Source organism: Vagococcus zengguangii (assembly GCF_005145005.1).
In the GTDB taxonomy this organism is placed as follows: Bacteria; Bacillota; Bacilli; order Lactobacillales; family Vagococcaceae; genus Vagococcus_A; species Vagococcus_A zengguangii.
Map to the genome: position 1 here is coordinate 1211920 of NZ_CP039712.1, position 22924 is coordinate 1234843.

Genomic DNA, 22924 nt, shown 5'->3' on the forward strand with positions numbered 1-22924 from the left:
AGTCTCGGGTACATTCTCGAGACTTGCTTTTCATTTAATTAGTTTAAATTATGATAGAAAGACATTCCTTGTTCAGTATCTTCCACCACAATACTCTCTGGGGCTCTAGCCACTAACCAAGTGAAATAAAAATCACCAATACATGACGCAGCATGCAGACTCGCAAGCGTCACGAAAACAAAGCTAGACACGATACTTATCAGGTAGAATATATATAACCCTATACTGATCAAAGTGAAAGGTGCTAGTAATACAACAATAAACTGGGTTTTAGAATAAAAAAACCCTGGACTAGTCGCATATGCTAGCCCATTTTTTACACCAAACTTAACTTTCCCCTCTTTGTTAAATAATTTAAAAAAGATACCATGAATCAATTCATGAATGATAATGAGCACAAAATAACTAACAAGCACTATCAGCAACATAAATATTGATAAATCAGCACTAATACTCTGATTATTAAAAGTCGCAATTAATGAAAACATGAAATAAAAGATTATAAATAGTGGGATGCTGATTACATTTAACCAAAAAATAATTTTATTATTGTCAATTAAGTTTATTTCTCTATACAATTCCATATCTAATCCCTCCTAGTTTTATTTACTGGGTTTATTATAACATATCAATACTTTTCCTCTATCATTACCCAATATTAAACGTAAAAAAGCAGCCATTATCGACTACTTTTTTACGTTTAATATTGGGTTTCAACTTCAACTTGAATGAACTCATTGACTTTATCAATGAAATAGCTAAAACTCTCTTGAAGTAATAATTCCTGAACTTTTTGTGGATCGGATAATATATTCAACAATAACTGTAAATAATCATTTAGTTCATCTTGATCTTCTTTTGTAATAGTTAAAAGAAGAACTAATTTAACCCGTCCTTCATCTCCCCACTTCAAGCCTTGGCTTTGAGTGTCATACCAGACAGAAATAGTTGACTGATTAGCTTTTCTATTTAGCGCATGAGGGATAGCAAATTCTCCTAATTTCGATGAAGATAACGATTCTTTTTCCAAAACATCATTCAAATAATCATCTGAAACAATTTGACTGTTAACTAACTTTTTAGTCATCGATTCAAGCAAATCTTCTCTTGAAGTTGTTTTCATATTAAGCTGAAATAGTTCTTCTTTAATGAAATTAGTCGTGAAACGTTGATAAGCTTCCGTTTTACGTTTCAACTTAACTGCCAGTATATTTTTTTCTATTTTTTGAATATCAACATCTGTAAAATAAGGGGATAAAGTAACTACTTCTTGGTTATCAACGCCTTGGTATGAAATGGTTGAAATAACTAAATCTGAAACTAATGATCTGTTAATATCACAATAATCCATCACAAACTCATTTACCACAATGCGTTCGCCATAAAACTGTTCTAATTTTCTAATCAATTTATTTTCTAAATGATTGTAAGAAAATGACGGGGATATTATCCCTATAGTAACAGGTAGCTCTTCAATTTCTTCTTCAAAATAAATGCCAAAGTGAGCCGAAATATATACCATTTCCTCCTCTGGTATTTTAATACCTAACTTGTCCTGTACAATTTTTCCAACTAACAACCCTAGATTATTCAGCATTATATCACGGGTATTCTTTAAACTTAAGAGTGGATTATTAATCACAATCCCTTCGCGAACACGTTCAATCATCTGATGAAGATGCATCGTTAGTTTATTTTTAAACCCTTTTGCTTGCAAATCAAAGCCATAGACAGCGTTTACCTCCTCCAAAATAAACTCTATCACCTTCTGAAATTCTTTATCAACTACTTGATTAACTTGTTTAACCCCTTGATAACTAGTAATATTTCCAACGAACATAGTCCTTAATTCGGTTATCTCTTCCTCTCGCGGGTCAAATTGGTACCTATGTGCTAATGTCTCAATAATTTCTTGTGCAATTAGATACTCCATTTTATCTTTTGAAAGTACAATCTTTTCTTTTTTTGGTAGATAAGCAGCTTGTTGAAGCCTTTTTATCATAATAACCAAGTATAGTATGATATTACTCATCACAAATTTACTAATCATAACATTATAATATTGTAATTTAGTCTCAACCAACCGATAGATGAAACTAATTTCTTCATCAGTTAATAAGTCTTGATTTTTGAAAAACGAAGAGGTTACATCATAATCAGCCATAATGAAAATATCTTTAATTAAGTTTCTAATAATTCTTTCATCACCACTGATTGCGAAGTGCCTGTTTCTATGAAGTATGGATAAACCATTTTCTAAAAAAAACAGCCTAATGCTCTTTAAATCATTCTTTAGTGTCGTTTCAGATACATTATATTCATTTAATAAGTCGTCCCACTCTAAACCATCAGTTGCTAATAAAAATTGTTTTATCAAATTCTTCCTGCGTTGTTCAAAGTTATGCGCAGCATAATCACTATAATAAAAAGCTATTTCTTCATAAAATTCTTTTTTTAATAAATAACCTTTAGAACTAGAGACAATAACATTATGTTTAAAATGTTGATTAATTCTACTTACGTAATTTCTAATAGTTCTGGTTGACACGCATAATTTATCTGAGAGAATTACAGAGGAAATTGGCAAATCTTGCTTACCAAGTTCTTCTATTAATTGATACTCTTTCACCTTTAACATCCTCTCGTGACATAATAATTATCTATTTTACTTTGATATTCAGACAATGTAAAATCAAAAGCAAACTGACTGTGCTAAGTTTCACCTATTCACAATCTTAATAACATTCCAAATGTTATTTAATAGGCGATAAAAATTTCTCCTCTAAAACTGGTAATAGCTTAGCCATACTTTCAACATCTTTTTGACTGGCTGTGATCATTTCTGAAATAGTTTTTAAAAAATCTAATGATAATTTTTCATTCAACTGATTATGGGCTACTATGCTTTCGCTCATTTCAATAGCTAAATTCATTATTTTTTGAGATTCATGTAAACAATGATTCGATTTCACAAAATCCTTTTCGAGTGCCAAATCTAATGCCTGATTTAACTGATCCCGCACATCCGCAATTGTCAGGATGATTCTCATTGACAATTATTCTGAATTCCCTCTCAAATTAATGTCCATATCAATTCCTCCTTTGTTAGATTCCCTAATAACACAATTGTAACAACGATAACCTTTAAATATGTAATTTACTTATAGTTTAATTTTTTTCGTTTATTCATACAAATTTGTACTTTCCTATTGAATAGGAAACAATTAGTCATTTAATCATATAATACCCGTTAAAAATTATTTGTCCTATTAAAAAAATGAGAGAACAACTTATATTCGCTCTCTCATTTAGATTTTACTAATTGATTTAAAATTAACTATTTTGATCGTCTATTGTGTCGACAATAGGATATTTAATTGCGTTTTTTGCTAGTTTTTCGTCGATGATTTCAGAAACATCCATTTGTAAATCATCCGCTAACATTAATGTATAAATTAAAACATCAGCAATTTCTTCTTTCAAGTGTTCTGGTTCGGCTGCTATCGCTTCCTCGCTTGAACGCCATTGGAAAATTTCTAACAATTCCGCTGCTTCTAAAGATACAGACAGTGCTAGATCCTTCGCATTATGAAATTGTCGCCAGTTGCGCTCATCTCTAAATTGATTGATTTTTTCGATACTATTTTTCATTCAATACTACTCCAACTCTTCTAATATTTTTGTTCTATTATAGTATACGTCAGTCCCCCTACTTATTAACACAAAAAAAGACCACTATCGTAGTCTTTTTTTGTGCTTACTCTGTTAGTTGGGGTACTAATTTTCAGCCAGTTCGTGATTAAAAAAACAGGGAGTTATCGCAATCTATGCTATAAGATAGGATGGGGACTTATAACATGATTTGGTCAAACAGACAAAATATGGGGGTATTTGTCTGTTTGAAAATTTTTTTTAATGCTTAAGAATCACTCGTTTGGCCATTAAACAGTTCCTATTTGATAACATCTTGTTTATGTTATGATTTGAAGAGTTTAAATAACACGAGTTCATCTTTTATATATTTATCTTACTACAGCAAGTCAACAACTGGCTAGCTAGATGTATTTTTTTAAATTAAATATAAAAAAGTTCATAAAATCAGGGCATCCTCTTTAAAATAACTTGTTGAGTCATGCCTAAGCGCCCTGGTTTCGCTACTTGTTGAAATAATAATTGTTCGTCACATATCTTCGTAAAAAAATAATCAGCCTCTTCTCCTATTAATACATATTGGTTATCTGTTTCAATGACTTTTTTTAACACTAACCGATTGGCTCTGGTGATCTCATTTATAATTAATAACCATGTTTCGTCTTGATTTTTGGTAAACGTTATTTCACAGTCCCAACTTCCACACCACCAACTAGCTTCTAACCAATAATTATTCATCTTCAGTAACCTTCGCAATAAGTTGTTTTTGCTCTTTCTTTAAATTTTGACAAACTAATGAGTAGGAGATTTTTATCAATTGGCATAACAACTCTTCTGTTATCGTTTCGTTAGCAATGGCTATCGTATTCCAGTGTTTTTTGTTTAGGTGAAATCCCGGAATGATATCATCTGGGTACAATTCTCGCCACTCTTCGTTTTGTTCGGGTGTATTTTTTAATGACAATGTTGTGTCCTGACTAGCTAATGGCGAGAGTAACCCGAACATTTTGCCAAAAATATCAAAATAATAGACATCCCAATCTTCCCGATGATAAACCTTTGCGTACGGTAATGATTGTCCATAATTGATAAGTACCTGCATTTTTTTATTTATTGACATGCTATAACTCTCCTATTTGTTATTATTCGTTATATTTATCATAACAAAAAAATCCGCTAACACCTAATAAGCTAAGTCTTAGCGGATAAAACAAATGATTAATTGCCTTTAGCCAAACTATGTTGATGGTCAGCTTTAATAGCATCTAAGAGATTAGGCTCTTGAATCAAATCCAAGGCTGTTCGTGCTAAAAGTTCTGCCGCTATCGCAATCGATGATAAGCCTTTCTCGCTTTTAGCAGCTACTTTAAACTCTTCTGAATGACCTGCTATATAGTCATCTGAAATGGAAACTGTTGGTTGAATAGTTGGAATGACCTGGCTAACATTCCCGACGTCTGATGAGCCCAAGCTAGTTCTAAGTTCTAAATCGATTTCGCGTTCAGGAATAGCTAAGTCCTTAACATGTTTAAAAAACACGTCATCAAAACTTGGTGTTACAATGACATCATCGACTGAATTTTGAAACAGACCAAATTCGTAAGTTGTACCAGTAGCCAGTGCTGCGCCTTTCACTATATTTTCAACTTTTTGATAGACAGTATCTAGTGTTTGACGATTGGCAGCCCGCAAGTAGAAACGACCAGCTGCAAACTCTGGTACAACATTAGCTGCTACACCACCGTCAGTGATAATACCATGTATATTCACATCTTTTGGTAAATGTAACCTTAAACTGTTAATGCTATTAAAGACTTGGATCAAGGCTTCAAGCGCGTTGATTCCTTGCTCAGGAGCACCTGCCGCATGAGAGGCTTTTCCAAAAAATTTAATATCGACAGGATCATTTGCTAAAGAGGCAGTCGTACGACCGTATTGATGGGCTGGATGAACACAGAGCGCCGCATCTACATCGTCGAAGAAGCCTTCGCGAACAAAACTTCCTTTAGCTGATCCGTTTTCACCACCTTCTTCACCTGGTGTTCCGTAGACCCGAATTTCACCACCGACTTCATCAATAATCGACTTGAGCGCAGTGGCAGCCAAAATAGAATAAACCCCAAACAAATTATGGCCACATGCATGCCCGATCCCTGGCAAAGCATCAAATTCAGCTAAAAATACCAAGGTTGGCCCCTTTTTGTTGGAAACATAATTTCCAGTAAAACCTGTTCGGTGACCAGCCACTCCCTTTTCAACCGCAAATCCTTCGCTAATTAGTAAGTTGATTAAACATTCAGATGAATAGAACTCATAATTACTTATTTCCGGGTGGGCGTGTATATCTAATGCGATAGCTTGATATTCTTCTAATTTTGACGAGATGACTTCTTTGATTTTTTTATAATAAATATTCATATGTACATTCCTCCGCTATTCATTAATTAATTATTTACGTCCAAATGTTTCCCAAGCTGGAATACTCGAACCTTTTGAGGTTTCTTCAATAACTTTTGCTGTTTCTTCCGTTTGGTAAGCATCAACTATTTTTTGATATAAGTCATTATTTTCGTCTTCTTTGCGCGCTACAATGATGTTAACATAGCTTTTTGAACTTTCATCAACTGGCTCTAAGAAAATAGCCTCTTGGGTTGGCAGGAAGCCTGCATCGACTGCGACGCCACTATTTATTACTGAAATATCGACATCTTGTAACGCACGTGCCGTTTGTGAAGCATCCAACTCGGTAATAGCTAAATTCAATTTATTTTCAGTGATATCCGAAAGCGTTGGCGTATGCCCTTTAGCTTCATCCACTTTAATCAATCCAGCAGATTGTAAAAGCAATAGCGCACGTCCTCCATTCGTGACATCATTGGGAATCGCCACGGTCGCATTTTTTCCTAGCTCCTTAACATCTTTTAGTTTGTCTGAGTAGATACCAAGTGGAGCATTAACAGTATTTCCAATTGAAACCAAATCAGTTCCGTGTTCGGCATTATAATTATCTAGAAAAATTTGGTGTTGGAACGAATTCAAGTCAACTTCCCCTTCATTTAGCGCAGCATTGGGCTGATTGTAATCGGTAAAACTGACATATTCTAAGGTAATGCCTTCATCTGCTAAACGAGCTTTAACATCGTCCCACACATCGGTATCCGAACCGATTAACCCTAATTTGACCGTTTGAGTATCCTTTGAATCATTGGATGCCGCTTGATTACCACATCCGATTAAGGCTGTTAACGTAAAAGCTGAGATAACAAAACTTTTAATATATTTTTTCATGGAAAAATTCCTCCTAAGTATGTTTGATTTTTTTGATAATTAGGTTACTAATAAATTGACTAATAAAAACTAATACTAAAATAATTAAGGTCGCAACGACGGTAATATCTGTTTGGAAACGATTGTAACCACGAGATATAGCAAGGTTGCCAATACCACCTGCACCAACTGCGCCGGCCATTGTTGTTAAACCGATGACATTAATAATCGTTAAAGCAGAAACACGAACAATTCCCGCTAACCCTTCCACCAAATAGACTCTAAAAATAATACCTAATGGATGGGTCCCCATTGCTTGAGCGGCTTCAATCACACCAGGATTTACTTCTAATAGGGCAATTTCAATTTGGCGAGCAAAAAATGGGATAACGCCGATGACTAAAGGAACAAGTGCTGCTTTTTCACCGATAGTCGTGCCTACAATGAAGCGAGTAAACAGGGCCAACAACGATAATAAAATAATAAATGGGATAGAACGGACAATATTGATAACTTTATCTAAACATTGATAGATAAAACGATTCTCTAATATGCCATCTTTTCTTGACACAACCAAAACGACGCCCAATAGAATCCCTAATACACCTGCAATTAACGAAGTCCAAAAGACCATATAGAGTGTCTGCCTGGTCGCTTCAATGATTTCGCTAGGAATTTTACTAGCATTAGGTAATAATTGTTGAACCCATTCACTCATGATGCAAGCCCTCCTTCTTCATCGTCTATAATTTTTCGATCTATATCAGATAGCATCGCCACTTTGACGTGTTGCTCACGTAAATAATCTACTGCCCGTTGGCGTTGGTTAGCGTCACCTTGAAGCGTCACAATTAAGCTCCCTAACGCTTGCTCTTGAACAATTTCTACATTGCCATACAAAATATTCGTCACCACTTGAAACTTCGAATAGAGTTGTGAAATGATTGGCTCTTTGGTTTGCTCACCAACATAAGATAATTCAACTAAGCATTCATTGGGCGCTAATTGATTGAATTTTGGATTTTCTAGGATAGTTGCTAGTGCGTGGTCTACATGAGTAGCGGTCCGAATAAATTCTTTTGTAAGCGTGGCTTGTGGTGCGCTAAACAATTGCACACAGTCACCTTGCTCAATGACACGTCCTTGTTCCATAACAGCAACCTTGTTACAAATCTCTTTCACCACCTGCATTTCATGTGTAATTAGCACAATGGTTAAATTCAATTTTTTATTTAATTGTTTTAATAATGTTAGAATTTGACGCGTAGTCTTTGGATCTAAGGCACTAGTTGCTTCGTCGCATAATAGCACTTCTGGGTCATTTGCTAAGGCTCTCGCAATCGCAACCCGTTGTTTCTGACCACCTGACAATTGGCTTGGATAATTATTTGCTTTATCTGCGATACCAACCAATTCTAACAATTCACTAACTTTTTGTTTTCGTTGCTGTTTTGATTTCCCTGAATATTTCAACGAAAAATCGACATTATCAAAAATCGTTCGATTGTCCATTAAATTGAAATGTTGGAAAATCATCCCTATCGACCGTCGTAACTCTCGTAACTGTTTACTAGTCAAATCATTAACAACCGTTTCACCAATCTGCACGATACCAGCTGTCGGTTTTTGCAAAAAATTTATGACGCGAACTAATGTACTTTTACCTGCTCCTGAATAACCCACAATACCAAAAACATCACCCTTTGCGATGGATAAATTAACATCTTTTACCGCTTGAACTTCCTTTTTCCCACTAAATGTAACTGAGATATCTTTTAATTCAATCATTGTTTAACCTCCTTTAATTCACAAAAAAAAAGCATCCTCAAACAAATAAATAATTATTTGCTTGAGGACGCTTTTTTGCGTGTTACCACCTCTAATTTAAACGACCCTCACGAATCGTTCCTCTTCAAGTACTATCATACTCTAGCATTAATAACGGATGCAGCCGCTAGCGCCTTACTTTTCAGCTCGGGCTAGTACACTCCTTGGCCATTTTCTACGACATTCCCCTTGCTTCTTTTCAGCTACCGAAGCTCTCTGTTAAAGTTTCCTGTCATGTACTTACCAAATCATTGTGACAAATATACCAATAAACTTTTTCATTATTCACTATTTTGGTTTATCAAATCAGTTAATTTAACATACTAAAAGAAGCAATTAAATTAGATTTGCTTTTTATTTTTCTCATCTGATATTTATCATTCTAATTCTATTTTAATTTAAAGTCAATAGGTATTCAAAAAAAATACCTACGATCTTTTTTTGATCAATAGGTATCTTTCATTACTGTTGAAATAATATATCGCTTGTAATTTTGGTTAATTGTTCAATAATCTGTTTCCCTTCAGTCATCGTTTGATCATGATTTGTTAAAACCGCAATCAAATACTTCTTATCTCCATTCACAACCTGACCAATACTATTAATAATACACTCATTAGTATCAGTTAACCAACCATTTTTCAAGGCTACGTGACTAGATCCTGCGCCAACTCCCCAGGCTTGATCGACATCCACTTCAGACATTAATTTTTGAATGTATTCTCTTTCAGAATCAATTAAATAATCTGATGGCAGAAAGACATTTTTTAATAATGTAATTTGATCTTTTGCGGTGGTAGTCGTTTGCCCCCAATGATAATTATAAGTAGAATCGTTCATTTCTAACGTTTCAAATAAAGATTGAATGGATGTTGCTTTATCCAAATAATTATCTATCAAATAGGTTGTGGCGTTATTATCACTACTTTTAATCATGTTTTCTGCGTTACTTATTTCAAGTTCCGATAATTCAGTTTGTTCTTCTTGATGTTTGTGTAATAGTGCGGTTAATACCGAAACCTTGATCACACTTGCAGTAGGAATCAGAGGTTGCTCATCCTGATTTGTATAATGGAATTCCTGATTGGATTGCATGTCAAAGACTGCAATATCTATCACAGGTGATTTATCCTGTGCGTATACTTTCCATTGATTGACTAACTGATTAGATAAATCTTTTTGTTTTTCTTCTTTTTCTCTTTGTTCTTTATCTTTCTTTTGCTGAGCTAATACTTTAGGATCAGGCTTATCTTTATTGCGATAGCTAGAAACATAATCTGAGACTTTACTATCCAACCGTTCAGTTGCTTGTACACCCAATTCTCCCAGAAGAATGACAACAAGGATTGTCCCTATCCACAAGAAAGCCTGTGCTTTCCTTTTTTGATGATTATTAAGAGGCTTTAAATTTTTTTCTTTATACAAATAGCTCATAAAAAACAAACATATTGCAATAAATAACCACCAATATCTAAGAAAAGCTATTATCCCTACTATTATTCCCAAAAAAAGCATCATGTATTTTTTGTTATTCATCTTCCAACTCACCCAACCATTATTTTATAAATCAAAAAATCAACTATAATGATTGTAATATATGAATCTTATCGTATCAATACGTTTTAAAAAATGTTATATTAAATTCACAAAATATTCATATTTCATACTTTTTAAATTTACATAATTAATTTATATGTTCGGACATAATTTAAACTGTCGGACAATAACAATAGTTTATCTAAATATACATGTTATAAAATATATAATTAAAATAAGGATGGCGGATCTTATCGCTTAAATGAACCCTTTTTAAATACAAGTTTTAGTATAATCGTGTTTCTTATAAAATTAATCAAGTTGACCATTCGCTTTAGCTTTCAATACGACAATGATAACACCCACAATAATCAGACACCAACCGAAGAATGATAACGGCTTGTTGCTTGATTTGTAATAGCCACCCAATTTCCAGCTCCATCTCGCAGTAACCGCTTGAATTATTAAACCGACGCCCATGATAATAGCACCAATTAGAATTGTATTATCCATCTTTATCTCTCCTTAAATTTTAATTTTATTATAATCTGTATATAGCATAACTACAACAGACATAATATATCATTTCTTCCATATAAAAAAACCTCCACACTCAATAGAATGCGGAGGTTTCCTAATAGATTATCATCTAATCACAGCTTATTTTTTTAAGTTGTAGAAAGAGTTTAATCCTTTGTATACAGCAACGTCGCCTAATTGGTCTTCGATGCGTAATAATTGGTTGTATTTAGCTACACGGTCAGTACGGCTTAATGAACCTGTTTTGATTTGGCCAGCGTTAGTTGCAACAGCGATGTCAGCGATTGTTGAATCTTCTGTTTCACCTGATCTGTGAGAGATAACTGCAGTGTAGTTAGCTTCTTTAGCCATTTCGATAGCTTCGAAAGTTTCAGTTAAAGTACCGATTTGGTTAACTTTGATTAAGATTGAGTTACCGATACCTTTTTCGATACCTTCTGATAATTTAGTTGTGTTAGTTACGAATAAATCGTCACCTACTAATTGAACTTTGTCGCCTAAACGTTCAGTTAATAATTTCCAACCATCCCAGTCGTTTTCATCCATACCGTCTTCGATAGTGATGATTGGGTATTTGTTAACTAATTCTTCTAAGTAGTCAACTTGCTCAGCTGAAGTACGTTTAGCAGCGCCTTCACCTTCGAATTTAGCGTAGTTGTAAACGCCGTCTTCGTAGAATTCTGAAGATGCACAGTCAAATCCTAAGAATACATCTTTACCAGGCTCTAAACCTACAGCTTTGATAGCTTCTAAGATTGTTTCAACGCCGTCTTCAGTACCTTCAAATTTAGGAGCGAAACCACCTTCGTCACCTACAGCAGTTACTAATCCACGTTCGTGTAAGATTTTTGATAAAGCGTGGAAGATTTCAGCACCCCAACGTAAAGCTTCTTTGAATGTTGGCGCTCCAGTTGGTAAGATCATGAACTCTTGGAATGCGATAGGAGCATCTGAGTGAGATCCACCGTTAACGATGTTCATCATTGGAGTTGGTAATACTTTAGTGTTGAATCCGCCTAAGTAGTGGTATAAAGGAACTTCTAAGTAGTCAGCAGCAGCACGTGCAGCAGCAATAGAAACACCTAAAATAGCGTTAGCTCCTAATTTACCTTTGTTTGGAGTACCATCTAATTCGATCATAGCGCGGTCGATTCCCATTTGGTCACGAACGTCAAAACCGATGATAGCTTCAGCGATTACGTTGTTAACGTTATCTACAGCTTTTTGTACACCTTTACCTAAGTAACGACCTTTGTCGCCATCGCGTAATTCAACTGCTTCGTATTCACCAGTTGAAGCTCCTGAAGGAACCATTCCGCGTCCGAAAGCACCACTTTCTGTGAATACTTCTACTTCGATTGTTGGGTTACCACGTGAGTCTAAGACTTCGCGTGCGTATACGTCTGTAATAATTGGCATATTATTCTCTCCTTTGAGTTGTTGACTAGGGTTTTATCCCTAGTCTATTTTAGTTGTTTTTTATGAAACTTTCAATGATAACCTTGGTTTTCACCGATTATTTCTTAATAATTAATGATTGACCAGTCATTTCGGCTGGTTTTTCAATGTTTAATAAGTCCAACATTGTAGGTGCTACGTCAGCTAAGCGGCCATCGTTGCGTAATTCAATGTCTTTCTTAGTAACGATAACTGGTACTGGCACTGTTGTGTGAGCTGTATGTGGTTTACCATCTGGTGTACACATTGTTTCAGAGTTACCATGATCGGCAAAAATTACAGCGTAACCACCTTTTTCAAGGATAGCGTCAACCACTCGACCTAAGTTTTCGTCTACTGCTTCAATCGCTTTGATTGTTGGTTCTAACATTCCTGAGTGACCAACCATATCTGGGTTAGCGAAGTTTAAGATGATCGCATCGTGTTTATCAGCTTCGATATCGGCCACTAATGCATCTGTTACTTCGTAAGCACTCATTTCAGGTTTCAAGTCGTAAGTTTCAACTTTTGGTGAGTTGATTAAAATACGGCTTTCACCTGGGAATTCTTCGTTACGTCCACCGTTCATGAAGAACGTTACGTGAGGATACTTTTCAGTTTCCGCAATACGTAATTGAGTTAATCCAGCATTTGAAAGTACTTCACCGAGAACGTTTTTCATTTCGATTGGTGGGTAAGCAACTTCTGCAACAATGCTTGGGTTATACAATGTCATGGTAACGAATTTCACTGTTGGGTGGTTTTCACGAGCGAAATGTTCCCACTCTGTATCAGTGAACGCGTTTGATAATTGAATCGCACGGTCAGGACGGAAGTTAAAGAAAATAACTGAGTCATCGTTTTTAACTGTCGCTACTGGTTGACCATCTTTTTCGATGACAACTGGTACGATAAATTCATCGTTCACGTTGTTTTCGTATGAATCTTTAATCGCTTGAACTGGATCAGTTGCTTTCATACCTTCTCCATCAACGATTGCTTTGTATGCTTTTTCAACACGTTCCCAACGTTTGTCACGGTCCATTGCATAGAAACGACCTGAAACAGTCGCTACGCTACCGTAGTTTAACTCTTCCATTTTCGCTACTAATTGTTCCATGAAACCTAAACCTGAAGTTGGTGAAACGTCACGTCCGTCCATGAAAGCATGAACGTAAGTGTTTTTAACACCACGTGCTTTAGCTGTTTCTAATAAAGCATATAAATGATTTTGGTGGCTATGAACCCCACCATCAGATAATAGACCAAATAAATGTAAGTCTGTTCCTTTTTCAATGGCGTTATCCATTGCTGAAAGTAACACTTCGTTTGTTTGGAATTCACCATCTTGGATGGCTTTATCGATTCTTGTTAAACTTTGATACACAATACGACCTGCACCAATGTTTGTATGTCCTACTTCTGAGTTCCCCATTTGGCCGTCAGGAAGACCTACGTCTAATCCTGCGGCTTTCATAGTGCTATGAGGGAATTCAGCCATGTAGCGATCATAGTTTGGTTTGTTCGCTTGTGCTACTGCATTACCTACGACTTCGTCACGGACACCGTAACCGTCTAAGATAATGATTGCTACTGGCGCTTTACTCATTATTTTACTGCCTCCAATAATGCTAAGAATGACTCAGCTTCTAAACTAGCGCCACCTACTAGGGCACCGTCTACGTTTTCTTTAGCCATGTATTCAGCGATGTTTTCAGGTTTAACTGAACCACCGTATTGGATACGTACTTTTGATGCTACGTCAGAACCGTATAATTTTTCAACTGTTGAACGAACTACTCCACAGATTTCGTCTGCGATGTTAGCGTCAGCTGATTTACCAGTTCCGATAGCCCAGATTGGTTCATAAGCGATAACCATTGAGCTTACTTGCTCAGCAGTTAAGTCTACTAAACCATTAGTGATTTGGCCTTCGATCCACTCAGCTGTTTGACCAGCTTCGTAAGTTTCTAAAGATTCACCACAACAGAAGATTGGTGTCATACCGTTAGCAAAAATAGCTTTAGCTTTTTTGTTAATATCTTCGTCTGTTTCATGGAAGTATTCACGGCGTTCTGAATGTCCAATAATTACATATTGTACGCCTAAATCAGCGATTGCAGCTGGTGAGTTTTCACCAGTGAATGCCCCAGCGTTTTCAAAGTAGCAGTTTTGTGCTGCTAATTTAACGTCTGTTCCTTCTAAGTTTGAAGCTAATGGTGCTAAAAATAATGCTGGTGAGCCGATAACAGCATCTACTACATCATTTGATGGCACATTACCTTTCACAGCTTCAGCAAAGCTTTGAGCTTCTGCTAAAGTTTTATTCATTTTCCAGTTACCTGCAATAATAGGTTTACGCATTTGATATGCCTCCTAGTAATTTATGATTATTTTTCTGAAATAGCTTCTACGCCTGGTAATTTTTTACCTTCTAAGTATTCTAATGACGCACCGCCACCTGTAGAAATGTGAGAGAATTTGTCAGCGTAACCTAATTGGATAGCTGCTGCTGCAGAGTCTCCACCACCGATGATTGTTGTTGCATCTTCTAAGTTAGCGATTGCTTCACATACACCGATTGTTCCTTTAGCGTAGTTAGACATTTCGAATACACCCATAGGTCCGTTCCATACAACTGTTTTAGCACCTTGTAATAACTCAGTGTATAATTCGATTGTTTTTGGTCCGATATCTAATGATTCTTGATCTGCTGGGATTTCAGCAACGTATGTAGCTGGGATATCAGCAAATTCTTTTGTTACACCGAAATCAACTGGTAAAACTAATTTGTCGCCAGCTTTTTCTAATAATTCTTTTGCTAATTCAACTTTATCTTTTTCAACTAATGATAAACCAACTTCTTTACCTTGAGCAGTCATGAAGGTATAAGACATACCACCACCGATTAAGATTTTGTCAGCTTTGTCGATTAGATTTTCGATTACGCCAATTTTATCTGAAACTTTTGCTCCACCTAAAATCGCTACAAATGGGCGTTTTGGTGCATCAACTGCGCCACCAATAAATTCGATTTCTTTTTCCATTAAGAAACCAGCAGCTGTTTCTAAGTTAGAAGCAATACCTACGTTTGAAGCATGAGCACGGTGAGCTGTACCGAATGCATCGTTTACAAATACATCACCTAATGAAGCCCAGTATTTACCTAATTCAGCGTCATTGCCGCTTTCTTTTTTACCGTCGATATCTTCGAAACGAGTGTTTTCAAATACTAAAACATCGCCGTCTTTCATGTTAGCGATAGCTGTTTCTAAAACTTCACCACGTGTTTCAGGTACGAAAGTCACTTCTTTACCTAATAATTCACCTAAGCGAGCTGCAACTGGAGCTAAAGATTTACCTTCTTTATCTTCTTCAGTCTTAACACGACCTAAATGTGAGAATAAAATAGCTTTTCCACCTTGTTCAACGATGTATTCGATAGTTGGTAAAGCAGCAACGATACGGTTATCATCAGTGATAACACCATCTTTCAATGGTACGTTGAAGTCAACACGAACAAGTACCTTTTTATCTTTCAATTCTAAATCTTTAACAGTTTTCTTAGCCATAAATTTATTGCGCCTCCTTGGAAAATCCTCAGTTGTTTTTTTATTAAGAAAAGCGAGGAAGCGCGTAGCTTCCCCGCTTATATGTCGGTTATATTAACCTAATTTTGCAAAGTATTCTAAAGTACGAACTAATTGAGCAGTGTATGACATTTCGTTATCATACCAAGCAACAGTTTTAACTAATTGTTTGTCGCCAACAGTCATAACTTTAGTTTGAGTTGCGTCGAATAATGATCCGTAAGTAATTCCAACGATGTCAGAAGAAACGATCATGTCTTCGTTGTAACCGTAAGATTCGTTAGCAGCAGCTTTCATTGCTTCGTTAACTTCTTCAGCAGTTACTTGTTTTTCTAAAACAGTTACTAACTCTGTTAATGATCCAGTTGGAACAGGAACACGTTGAGCAGCTCCGTCTAATTTACCGTTTAATTCAGGAATTACTAAACCGATAGCTTTAGCAGCACCTGTAGTATTAGGAACGATGTTAGCTGCAGCAGCACGAGCACGACGTAAGTCACCGTGTGGAGCATCTAATGTGTTTTGGTCACCTGTGTAAGCATGGATAGTTGTCATTAATCCTTCAACAACACCAAATTTGTCTTGTAAAGTTTTAGCCATAGGAGCTAAACAGTTAGTAGTACATGAAGCACCTGAAATAACTGTTTCTTCACCAGTTAAGATTTCATGGTTTGTGTTGTAAACGATTGTTGGTACGTCGTTTCCGCCTGGTGCAGAAATAACTACACGTTTAGCGCCACCTTTTAAGTGTTTTTCAGCGCCTTCTTTAGATGTAAAGAAACCAGTACATTCTAATACGATTTCAACACCTAGTTCGCCCCATGGTAATTCTTCTGGGTTACGGTTAGCTAATACTTTAACTTCTTTACCGTTAACTTTGAAGAAACCATCATGAACTTCAACATCACCGTTGAAACGTCCTTGAGTTGTATCATATTTTAATAAATGTGCAAGTGTAGCTGCGTCTGTTAAGTCGTTGATTGCTACTACTTCAATTCCTTCTACTTCTTGGATACGACGGAAAGCTAAACGTCCGATACGTCCAAAACCGTTAATACCTACTTTTACTGTCATGTGAGATTTCCTCCTTTAGAAAATCGAAAAAAATTTTTTTATTTTAAAGGGTTACCCCTTTTAAAATCTCATTAGCTGCACCTTCATCGGTTATCAACCACGTTTGACTTGGTGCATGTTTCATATAAGACTGGATAGCTTGGCTTTTGGCCTTACCACCGGTCACTGCAATAATGAACGGTACTTTTTGTAAATCATTAAGTTGTAAGCCGATTCGTGGAATTTTATAAACGATATCGCCATCTTTATTGAAAAAATAGCCGAAAGATTCGCCAACTGCTTGACCTTTAGTTATTATTTTCAATTCTTCTTCTGACATGCCACGACGTTTTGCCATATGCATAGCATTACCGACACTGTGAATGACACAAGTTGCACGATGGATTAACTGCAATACCACTTGAACACTCGGTTCTTGCAATAATGAATGATACGTTTCTTCGCTTACCCGTTCTGGAACAAATAGTGAACGTGAACGTCCACCTGTTTTTTTCGCCATTATTTCACTAACTGAATTTGCTTGGATATCGATGGTTTCACCGACTCCGCCTCTTGCGGGAACAAAGATGTTATGTCTTAAATCTGAATCAAGTAGATTCATTTGGCTAGCAACTCCTGCCATTGTTGTACCACCCATTACCGCAATGATATTTTCTTTAGCAGGTAATAGTTGATTCAATGCATCGGTTACCGATTTACCAAACTCTTCCAACACTTGATTATCTTGATCAAAGTCACCGGAAACAATTGTACAACGGCCAATATTAAATAATTGCGCCAGTTGTTGTTCTTTTTGCTTCATACCGGTTACTTGAGACATTAATCCCTCTAACCCTTGCAAAACACGTTCGCCTTCAGCTGTTAAGGTCATACCACTTTTGGAAATCTCAATCAGGTTTAACTGACGTAAAATATCTGTTTCCGTTCGTAATGTACGTTCCGTGATATTTAACTTTTGAGCCAACGTTCTACGTCCTACAGGAGACATCCACTGGATATTTCGAAGAATCATAAAACGTTCTTCAACAATTTGCAAAACTTCAGGAATAATCGCTTCTAACAAATTAATTTGATTTTCCATTTGTTTTGTCACTTCTCCTTTTACGTGGGACACGATTTGCCCAAGGTAGTCATTTAACGACCCATGGTTACTAAAAATATATTGGTAGAAGAAACAAATCATTATGTTTATTACTACCAATCACAAAATCAGTATAGCACCACTAATTATTAAAATCAAGCTTCTGGCTCTCAAAAAAAACTGTAGATAACATTTTCTACAGGTTTTAAGCGTATTTTTATGTATTTATTACTATAATTACAAGTTATACTTGCTGAATTCGTTCTACAACTGAGTTTTAGACGCTTTCATTGGATAAATAGAAATTTCCTGTTTAATTAAATAAAAAACAACAGCCTGGATAAGCGCTAAAGGTACCATCTGCCAACCAAAAACTTCATAAGCCAAAAATATTGCCGTAACAAACGTATGCGACGCACTACTAAATACCCCGATATACCCGAGCGCAACAGCAGGTAATATAGGTAAACCAACAAAACTAGCAAATGCAAACGAAAAACTTGCACCTATCGAGAATAACGGCGTAACTTCCCCACCTTGAAAACCAATAGCCAGCGTTAAAACAGTAAATACCATTTTCAGTAGCCAGTCATAACTTGTTACCGATTGATAAAAAGCATCCTGAATCAAATTGGTTCCTAATCCCGAATATCGTCCTTGACCGATAAAATATATACTAATAGCTAAGACTATTGATAAAATTGTCATTTTTAAATAAGGATTTGGTAAAGAACGATTTAATAGCCCCTTGAATCGTTTTAGAAAAACAGCAAATAATTTCCCGATTACATACAAGCACACCATCATCAATAACCATTTCATTACGTTTAAACTTGATAAACTACGCCACCACACAGGGCCATCTCCAATTAATACGTTGAATTTTTCTAGTCCTAAGCTCGATGTAACAAAATCAGACGTTAAAGAGGCAATTAGCACGTAGATAATTTTTTTTAACTTTATGTTCTCAGTCCGAAAAACCTCAAACGCAAAAACAGTTGCGGCTAATGGTGTTTGAAATAAACCACCAAATCCCGCAGCCATCCCCATCATCAAAAACAATTGTTGCATATCTGGCTTCAGTTCCTCATCTGATAGCCATTGGTAAGCTTTATTCCCGATGGTTCCACCAATCTGGACAGCAACTCCTTCTCGTCCAGCGCTTCCTCCAAATAAGTGAGTCAACCACGTACTCACCATAATAAGTGGAATCAGTACGATAGGAATCGTTTGTTTTTCGTTTTGATGAACATCAAAGAGCAACGCCATTCCTTTTGAAGCTTCTTTTCCGAATCGTTGATACGCAAAAACAATCACTAACCCAACGATGGGTAACCACCCTATCAAGGATTTAAAGTAGTCGGTACGTAAATCTCCTATCTTTAATAGAACCGATCCAAAGAAGTAGTCTAAAACCCCAACCACTAATCCTATTAACAGACTCACCCCAAGTATTTTGATTTCAGCACGTTTGACCATTTTGACACTCCTCATAAAAAAGGTAGACAATGATTGTCTACCTTGCGATTTTTATCTAAGATTCGTAACGCTTGCGATTAGTAGAAGACGGAATCCCTAAAATATCACGATATTTCGCAACCGTCCTTCTAGAAATTTCCACCCCTTGCTCTTTCAGTAACTCTAATATCTTTTGATCTGACAAAGGTTTACGTTTATCTTCTTGGTCTACTATCCTTTGCACTAATTGTTGTACGTTACTTGCAGACGTTTCTTCTTCGCTCTCACTTCCACCAACAGCTGTCGTAAAGAAATGACGTAATTCAAACACACCAAAATCCGTTTGTAGATACTTGCCATTAACTGCGCGGCTGATAGTTGATTCATGTACTCCGATAATTTCCGCTAGTTCTTTTAATTTTAATGGTTTTAACGGTCGATTAGGGTCAGTGAAAAAGGCGTGCTGGCGCTTAACAATTTCTTCACCTACGCGTAAAATCGTTTCGCCACGTTGTAGGACGCTCTTTTGTAACCATTCAAATTCAGCTTGTTTTTCTTTTAAATACTTTTTCACTTCTTTATCATCACTTTGATTCATTTGGTCAAAATATTTTTTTTGGAAGACAATATTTGGTTGCCCGCGTTTTGTTGAAAGTACACTTAACATACCATCTTCTTCTTTTACAATAATATCTGGGTAAATTTGATGTTCAAATGATTCCCCAAAACCAGCACCTGGATTAGGTGTAAGCGTTTGAACATAATCATAAATTTCTTGAATATCGGCTAACGAAATCTTGTATTGAGAAGCAATTGGTTTCCATTTCTTATTAGCAAAAGATTCAAAATGTTCTTCTAAAACGATATAAGCCATTTCAGGTGCGGATTCATCACGTTCTATCTGTAACATTAAAGCTTCTTGTAAATCACGTGCACCTACACCTGGTGGATCTAATTGTTGTAACAGAGTCAATGCGTCTAGCATTTGAATATATTCAGAACCTGTCTTTTCAGCGGCGTCCTCTAAATCAATCGATAAATAACCGTTAACATCGATGAATTCAACCAAAAAGATAATAAGCTGTCTTAAATATGTATCACGGTAATTTAAATGAATTTGTTCAATTAAATATTCAAATAATGACACGCTATTATCGGGAATATTAGCAAAGACGTTTTGCTCGTCATCTCCTTGATAAGAAGCACCTCGAACAGCATAGGGCTCATCATAAATCCCTGTTGTTACATCCATCTCCATCAAAGGATTTTCAAGTGTCTTGTTCTCAAGATACGCTAATAAATCATCTGTGCTGTACTGTAAAATTTGAATCGATTGTTGTAACGCTTGAGTCATCGCCAATTTTTGGCTCTGCTTTTGCTGTTGATTCAATTGGTGACTGAAATTCAACATAAATCTCACCTTCATTTCTTAATATGCCTTGCTATTTATCATATGATTAGCTAAAATTATATTGTAGTAGTACCTTTAGTGTAGTGGATATCACACAAGATTCCGGTTCTTGAGATGGGGGTTCGATTCCCTCAAGGTACGTTTATTAATACTTAATAAAGTATAGCTTAAAAAAAAAACTATCTCAACCTCAACTGTTTATATGCAAATATAAATCAATTCTCTTTATAAATTTTAAAGCGATTTATCAAACGGCTATCTCATATAGATAGCCGTTGTTAGCGATACACAAATAAGAAAGCGGATACAATAAATTATATTATATAGAGGGGGAAGCCTAAATGAAAAAACTAGTATTACCATTATTATTATCCACATTATTATTCGGTTGCACGAACAACGCAAACGATAAAGAAGAAACTTTTGAAACCACAGTAGAATCTACAATAATTTCAACTGAGAGCTCAGAAACTATCGAAGTTGAACCTTTAATAATTAAAGAAACTTCATATGATTTAAATGAAAAAACTTTTAGCATTGTAGGTTCTGTAGATAAATCAAATACACTAACGATGAGTGTATCGGACCAAAATAAGAAAAGTATTGAAATTTCAGATTCAGGGTCTTGGATATTTACAGATACTATACCAGAAAACGAGACTGATTATGTTTTTACAGATGGAATTACATCTGAAACAATTAAGATTGATTCGCTTTCTAACTTAATGAAGATTGAAGCTAAAAAACAAGAAGAAATCGAAAAACAAAAACAAGTTGATGAAGAAGAAAAAATAAGAAAAGAAAAAGAAGCTGCTGAACGAGAAGAAGCTGAAAAACAAAAGAAAGCGGAAGAGGCTGAAAAACGTAGTCAAGAAGAAGCAATTAATAATGCGACTAGAGAACAAAAAAATGCTTTATCTAAAGCGATTGATTATCTTGACTATTCTGCATTCTCAAAATCAGGGCTTTATGAGCAATTAATTTATGAGCAATTTCCTGAAGAGGCTGCCCAATTTGCTGTTGATAATGTACAAGCCGATTGGAATGAACAAGCATTAAACAAAGCATTAGATTATCTAGATTACTCTTCATTTTCTGACGCTGGTCTGTATGATCAACTAGTATTTGAAGGTTTTACATCTGAACAAGCACAATATGCAATAGACAACCTACCGAATTAGAAGTATGTCCTATTAAAAGTCTAAAAACAAATAAAGAGGGACTCAAATGAGTCCCTCTTTATTTGTTAATTAGATCAACACATTTCGCAAATTAAAAATTAACTTGCAATTTTTGTATTACTCCTTTACATATTCCATCATTACATCAGCATCTTCAGCTTCAACATTACCTGCGAAGTTCTCTGTAACAAGCGAAATCGTGCCTTGGCCATTATAGAATAAATAATATTTATGTCCTTCCAGCTTACTATACTCACTATTTTCGTCATTGATATCAGGTGCTTGGAGCGTAATTTCTGTATTCACTCTTATCGGCCGTTTATAACTATTTGTTCCACTCCCACCAATAACCATCAATTCTTTGGTTGGAATTTGAGTAAACGTCACTGGATAAACTAAATCTTTCTCATTATCTGCATGGATTGTCAAACACACTCCTTGTGAAGCCGCTCGTCCTTTTCCAATTGTCAACTTGTTAGGAATATTTGTACCAGCAGCAACAAAATCGGTTCCTTCAACATCTACTACTTTGTTTTCTTGATTGTCCTTAATTTTTACTAAGGCATCAACACCAACAGCAAACGGATAGGTATTTTTGTCGATTTCTTCGAACGGTAATTTAAACGACTCTTCCTTACCTTCCTCACTGCCATCTATCGGTTTACTACTATCCTCATCCGGAAAATAACTTTTTAGCTTTGTTCCAGAAATTATTTTATTATCTTCTGAATCCGTGGTGCAACCTACTAATAATAGTAACGTTAATAGCCATAATAGTTTCTTCATATTTCCACCTACCTGTTATTCTATGTTCCTCATCATAACTATAATTTACTATACTAAACAAATATAGTCACTTTATTTACTTCAC

The 22924-nt window shown here is 35.7% G+C and carries 22 protein-coding genes, 1 tRNA gene and 1 other annotated feature; of the genes, 2 read left to right on the plus strand and 21 right to left on the minus strand.

The window, feature by feature from the left end:
- Positions 1–38: 38 nt before the first annotated feature.
- The 20 genes from FA707_RS05715 to rpoN form a co-directional block, all read right to left on the minus strand.
- A complete protein-coding gene (locus FA707_RS05715) occupies positions 39–584 on the minus strand; it encodes a DUF3267 domain-containing protein (RefSeq protein WP_136953327.1) in 546 nt (181 codons plus the stop codon).
- Positions 585–700: 116 nt separating this feature from the next.
- Positions 701–2629 carry a BglG family transcription antiterminator gene (locus tag FA707_RS05720; RefSeq protein WP_168177360.1) on the minus strand — a complete coding sequence of 643 codons (1929 nt, stop codon included), beginning with the start codon at positions 2627–2629 and terminating at the stop codon, positions 701–703.
- Between the two features lie 124 nt (positions 2630–2753).
- Complete coding sequence (locus tag FA707_RS05725; protein ID WP_136953329.1) at positions 2754–3056, minus strand: PTS lactose/cellobiose transporter subunit IIA; 303 nt, start codon at positions 3054–3056, stop codon at positions 2754–2756.
- A gap of 277 nt (positions 3057–3333) precedes the next feature.
- A complete protein-coding gene (locus FA707_RS05730; protein ID WP_136953330.1) occupies positions 3334–3651 on the minus strand; it encodes a nucleotide pyrophosphohydrolase in 318 nt (105 codons plus the stop codon).
- 447 nt (positions 3652–4098) lie between these two features.
- Entirely contained in the window at positions 4099–4389 is a 291-nt protein-coding gene (locus FA707_RS05735; RefSeq protein WP_136953331.1) for a hypothetical protein, read from the minus strand.
- Positions 4382–4771, minus strand: a complete 390-nt coding sequence (locus FA707_RS05740) for an MmcQ/YjbR family DNA-binding protein (RefSeq protein WP_246032300.1) — start codon at positions 4769–4771, stop codon at positions 4382–4384. Before FA707_RS05740 ends, FA707_RS05735 begins: the two co-directional genes overlap by 8 nt.
- A gap of 98 nt (positions 4772–4869) precedes the next feature.
- On the minus strand, positions 4870–6069 hold the full coding sequence (locus FA707_RS05745; protein ID WP_136953332.1) for a M20 family metallopeptidase: 1200 nt from the start codon (positions 6067–6069) through the stop codon (positions 4870–4872).
- Between the two features lie 30 nt (positions 6070–6099).
- Positions 6100–6939 (minus strand): MetQ/NlpA family ABC transporter substrate-binding protein, encoded by an 840-nt coding sequence (locus tag FA707_RS05750; protein WP_136953333.1) that lies wholly within the window; start codon positions 6937–6939, stop codon positions 6100–6102.
- 13 nt (positions 6940–6952) lie between these two features.
- Positions 6953–7636 (minus strand): methionine ABC transporter permease, encoded by a 684-nt coding sequence (locus tag FA707_RS05755; RefSeq protein WP_136953334.1) that lies wholly within the window; start codon positions 7634–7636, stop codon positions 6953–6955.
- Positions 7633–8706: a methionine ABC transporter ATP-binding protein gene (locus FA707_RS05760; RefSeq protein ID WP_136953335.1), complete on the minus strand. Its 1074-nt coding sequence runs from the start codon at positions 8704–8706 to the stop codon at positions 7633–7635. Before FA707_RS05760 ends, FA707_RS05755 begins: the two co-directional genes overlap by 4 nt.
- A 60-nt stretch (positions 8707–8766) precedes the next feature.
- Positions 8767–9006 (minus strand) — a binding site (T-box leader).
- Positions 9007–9207: 201 nt separating this feature from the next.
- A complete protein-coding gene (locus FA707_RS05765) occupies positions 9208–10281 on the minus strand; it encodes a serine hydrolase (RefSeq protein ID WP_136953336.1) in 1074 nt (357 codons plus the stop codon).
- 312 nt (positions 10282–10593) lie between these two features.
- Complete coding sequence (locus tag FA707_RS05770) at positions 10594–10794, minus strand: hypothetical protein (protein ID WP_136953337.1); 201 nt, start codon at positions 10792–10794, stop codon at positions 10594–10596.
- A gap of 147 nt (positions 10795–10941) precedes the next feature.
- Positions 10942–12240, minus strand: coding sequence for a phosphopyruvate hydratase (gene eno, locus FA707_RS05775; protein WP_136953338.1), 1299 nt, complete (start codon positions 12238–12240; stop codon positions 10942–10944).
- A 97-nt stretch (positions 12241–12337) separates the two neighbouring features.
- The gene (gene gpmI, locus FA707_RS05780; RefSeq protein WP_136953339.1) at positions 12338–13867 is read right to left on the minus strand and encodes a 2,3-bisphosphoglycerate-independent phosphoglycerate mutase; all 1530 of its coding nucleotides are present in this window, start codon (positions 13865–13867) and stop codon (positions 12338–12340) included.
- Positions 13867–14622 carry a triose-phosphate isomerase gene (tpiA, locus tag FA707_RS05785; RefSeq protein ID WP_136953340.1) on the minus strand — a complete coding sequence of 252 codons (756 nt, stop codon included), beginning with the start codon at positions 14620–14622 and terminating at the stop codon, positions 13867–13869. The genes gpmI and tpiA overlap by 1 nt, the downstream gene beginning before the upstream one ends.
- Before the next feature lie 26 nt (positions 14623–14648).
- Positions 14649–15830: a phosphoglycerate kinase gene (locus tag FA707_RS05790; protein ID WP_136953341.1), complete on the minus strand. Its 1182-nt coding sequence runs from the start codon at positions 15828–15830 to the stop codon at positions 14649–14651.
- 93 nt (positions 15831–15923) lie between these two features.
- On the minus strand, positions 15924–16922 hold the full coding sequence (gap, locus tag FA707_RS05795) for a type I glyceraldehyde-3-phosphate dehydrogenase (RefSeq protein ID WP_136953342.1): 999 nt from the start codon (positions 16920–16922) through the stop codon (positions 15924–15926).
- 43 nt (positions 16923–16965) lie between these two features.
- The gene (locus tag FA707_RS05800) at positions 16966–18003 is read right to left on the minus strand and encodes a sugar-binding transcriptional regulator (protein ID WP_136953343.1); all 1038 of its coding nucleotides are present in this window, start codon (positions 18001–18003) and stop codon (positions 16966–16968) included.
- Positions 18004–18267: 264 nt separating this feature from the next.
- The gene (locus FA707_RS05805; RefSeq protein ID WP_168177361.1) at positions 18268–19482 is read right to left on the minus strand and encodes a chloride channel protein; all 1215 of its coding nucleotides are present in this window, start codon (positions 19480–19482) and stop codon (positions 18268–18270) included.
- A 55-nt stretch (positions 19483–19537) separates the two neighbouring features.
- Positions 19538–20869, minus strand: a complete 1332-nt coding sequence (gene rpoN, locus FA707_RS05810; RefSeq protein ID WP_168177408.1) for an RNA polymerase factor sigma-54 — start codon at positions 20867–20869, stop codon at positions 19538–19540.
- 72 nt (positions 20870–20941) lie between these two features.
- Between rpoN and FA707_RS05815 the strand changes: the two genes are divergently transcribed.
- Both FA707_RS05815 and FA707_RS05820 read left to right on the plus strand, forming a co-directional pair.
- Positions 20942–21013 (plus strand) — tRNA-Arg (locus FA707_RS05815).
- A gap of 200 nt (positions 21014–21213) precedes the next feature.
- Positions 21214–22053, plus strand: a complete 840-nt coding sequence (locus FA707_RS05820; protein WP_246032301.1) for an Ltp family lipoprotein — start codon at positions 21214–21216, stop codon at positions 22051–22053.
- 117 nt (positions 22054–22170) lie between these two features.
- Here FA707_RS05820 and FA707_RS05825 read toward each other — a convergent pair whose 3' ends face one another.
- Positions 22171–22839, minus strand: a complete 669-nt coding sequence (locus FA707_RS05825; protein WP_136953346.1) for a hypothetical protein — start codon at positions 22837–22839, stop codon at positions 22171–22173.
- Positions 22840–22924 lie beyond the last annotated feature (85 nt).

Bases quoted from the DNA above. Each gene is read 5' to 3' on its own strand.
- FA707_RS05715 (WP_136953327.1), bottom strand. From the start codon at position 584: ATGGAATTGTATAGAGAAATAAACTTAATTGACAATAATAAAATTATT.
- FA707_RS05730 (WP_136953330.1), bottom strand. From the start codon at position 3,651: ATGAAAAATAGTATCGAAAAAATCAATCAATTTAGAGATGAGCGCAAC.
- FA707_RS05735 (WP_136953331.1), bottom strand. From the start codon at position 4,389: ATGAATAATTATTGGTTAGAAGCTAGTTGGTGGTGTGGAAGTTGGGAC.
- FA707_RS05740 (WP_246032300.1), bottom strand. From the start codon at position 4,771: ATGTCAATAAATAAAAAAATGCAGGTACTTATCAATTATGGACAATCA.
- FA707_RS05745 (WP_136953332.1), bottom strand. From the start codon at position 6,069: ATGAATATTTATTATAAAAAAATCAAAGAAGTCATCTCGTCAAAATTA.
- FA707_RS05750 (WP_136953333.1), bottom strand. From the start codon at position 6,939: ATGAAAAAATATATTAAAAGTTTTGTTATCTCAGCTTTTACGTTAACA.
- FA707_RS05755 (WP_136953334.1), bottom strand. From the start codon at position 7,636: ATGAGTGAATGGGTTCAACAATTATTACCTAATGCTAGTAAAATTCCT.
- FA707_RS05760 (WP_136953335.1), bottom strand. From the start codon at position 8,706: ATGATTGAATTAAAAGATATCTCAGTTACATTTAGTGGGAAAAAGGAA.
- FA707_RS05765 (WP_136953336.1), bottom strand. From the start codon at position 10,281: ATGAATAACAAAAAATACATGATGCTTTTTTTGGGAATAATAGTAGGG.
- FA707_RS05770 (WP_136953337.1), bottom strand. From the start codon at position 10,794: ATGGATAATACAATTCTAATTGGTGCTATTATCATGGGCGTCGGTTTA.
- eno (WP_136953338.1), bottom strand. From the start codon at position 12,240: ATGCCAATTATTACAGACGTATACGCACGCGAAGTCTTAGACTCACGT.
- gpmI (WP_136953339.1), bottom strand. From the start codon at position 13,867: ATGAGTAAAGCGCCAGTAGCAATCATTATCTTAGACGGTTACGGTGTC.
- tpiA (WP_136953340.1), bottom strand. From the start codon at position 14,622: ATGCGTAAACCTATTATTGCAGGTAACTGGAAAATGAATAAAACTTTA.
- FA707_RS05790 (WP_136953341.1), bottom strand. From the start codon at position 15,830: ATGGCTAAGAAAACTGTTAAAGATTTAGAATTGAAAGATAAAAAGGTA.
- gap (WP_136953342.1), bottom strand. From the start codon at position 16,922: ATGACAGTAAAAGTAGGTATTAACGGTTTTGGACGTATCGGACGTTTA.
- FA707_RS05800 (WP_136953343.1), bottom strand. From the start codon at position 18,003: ATGGAAAATCAAATTAATTTGTTAGAAGCGATTATTCCTGAAGTTTTG.
- FA707_RS05805 (WP_168177361.1), bottom strand. From the start codon at position 19,482: ATGGTCAAACGTGCTGAAATCAAAATACTTGGGGTGAGTCTGTTAATA.
- FA707_RS05820 (WP_246032301.1), top strand. From the start codon at position 21,214: ATGAAAAAACTAGTATTACCATTATTATTATCCACATTATTATTCGGT.
- FA707_RS05825 (WP_136953346.1), bottom strand. From the start codon at position 22,839: ATGAAGAAACTATTATGGCTATTAACGTTACTATTATTAGTAGGTTGC.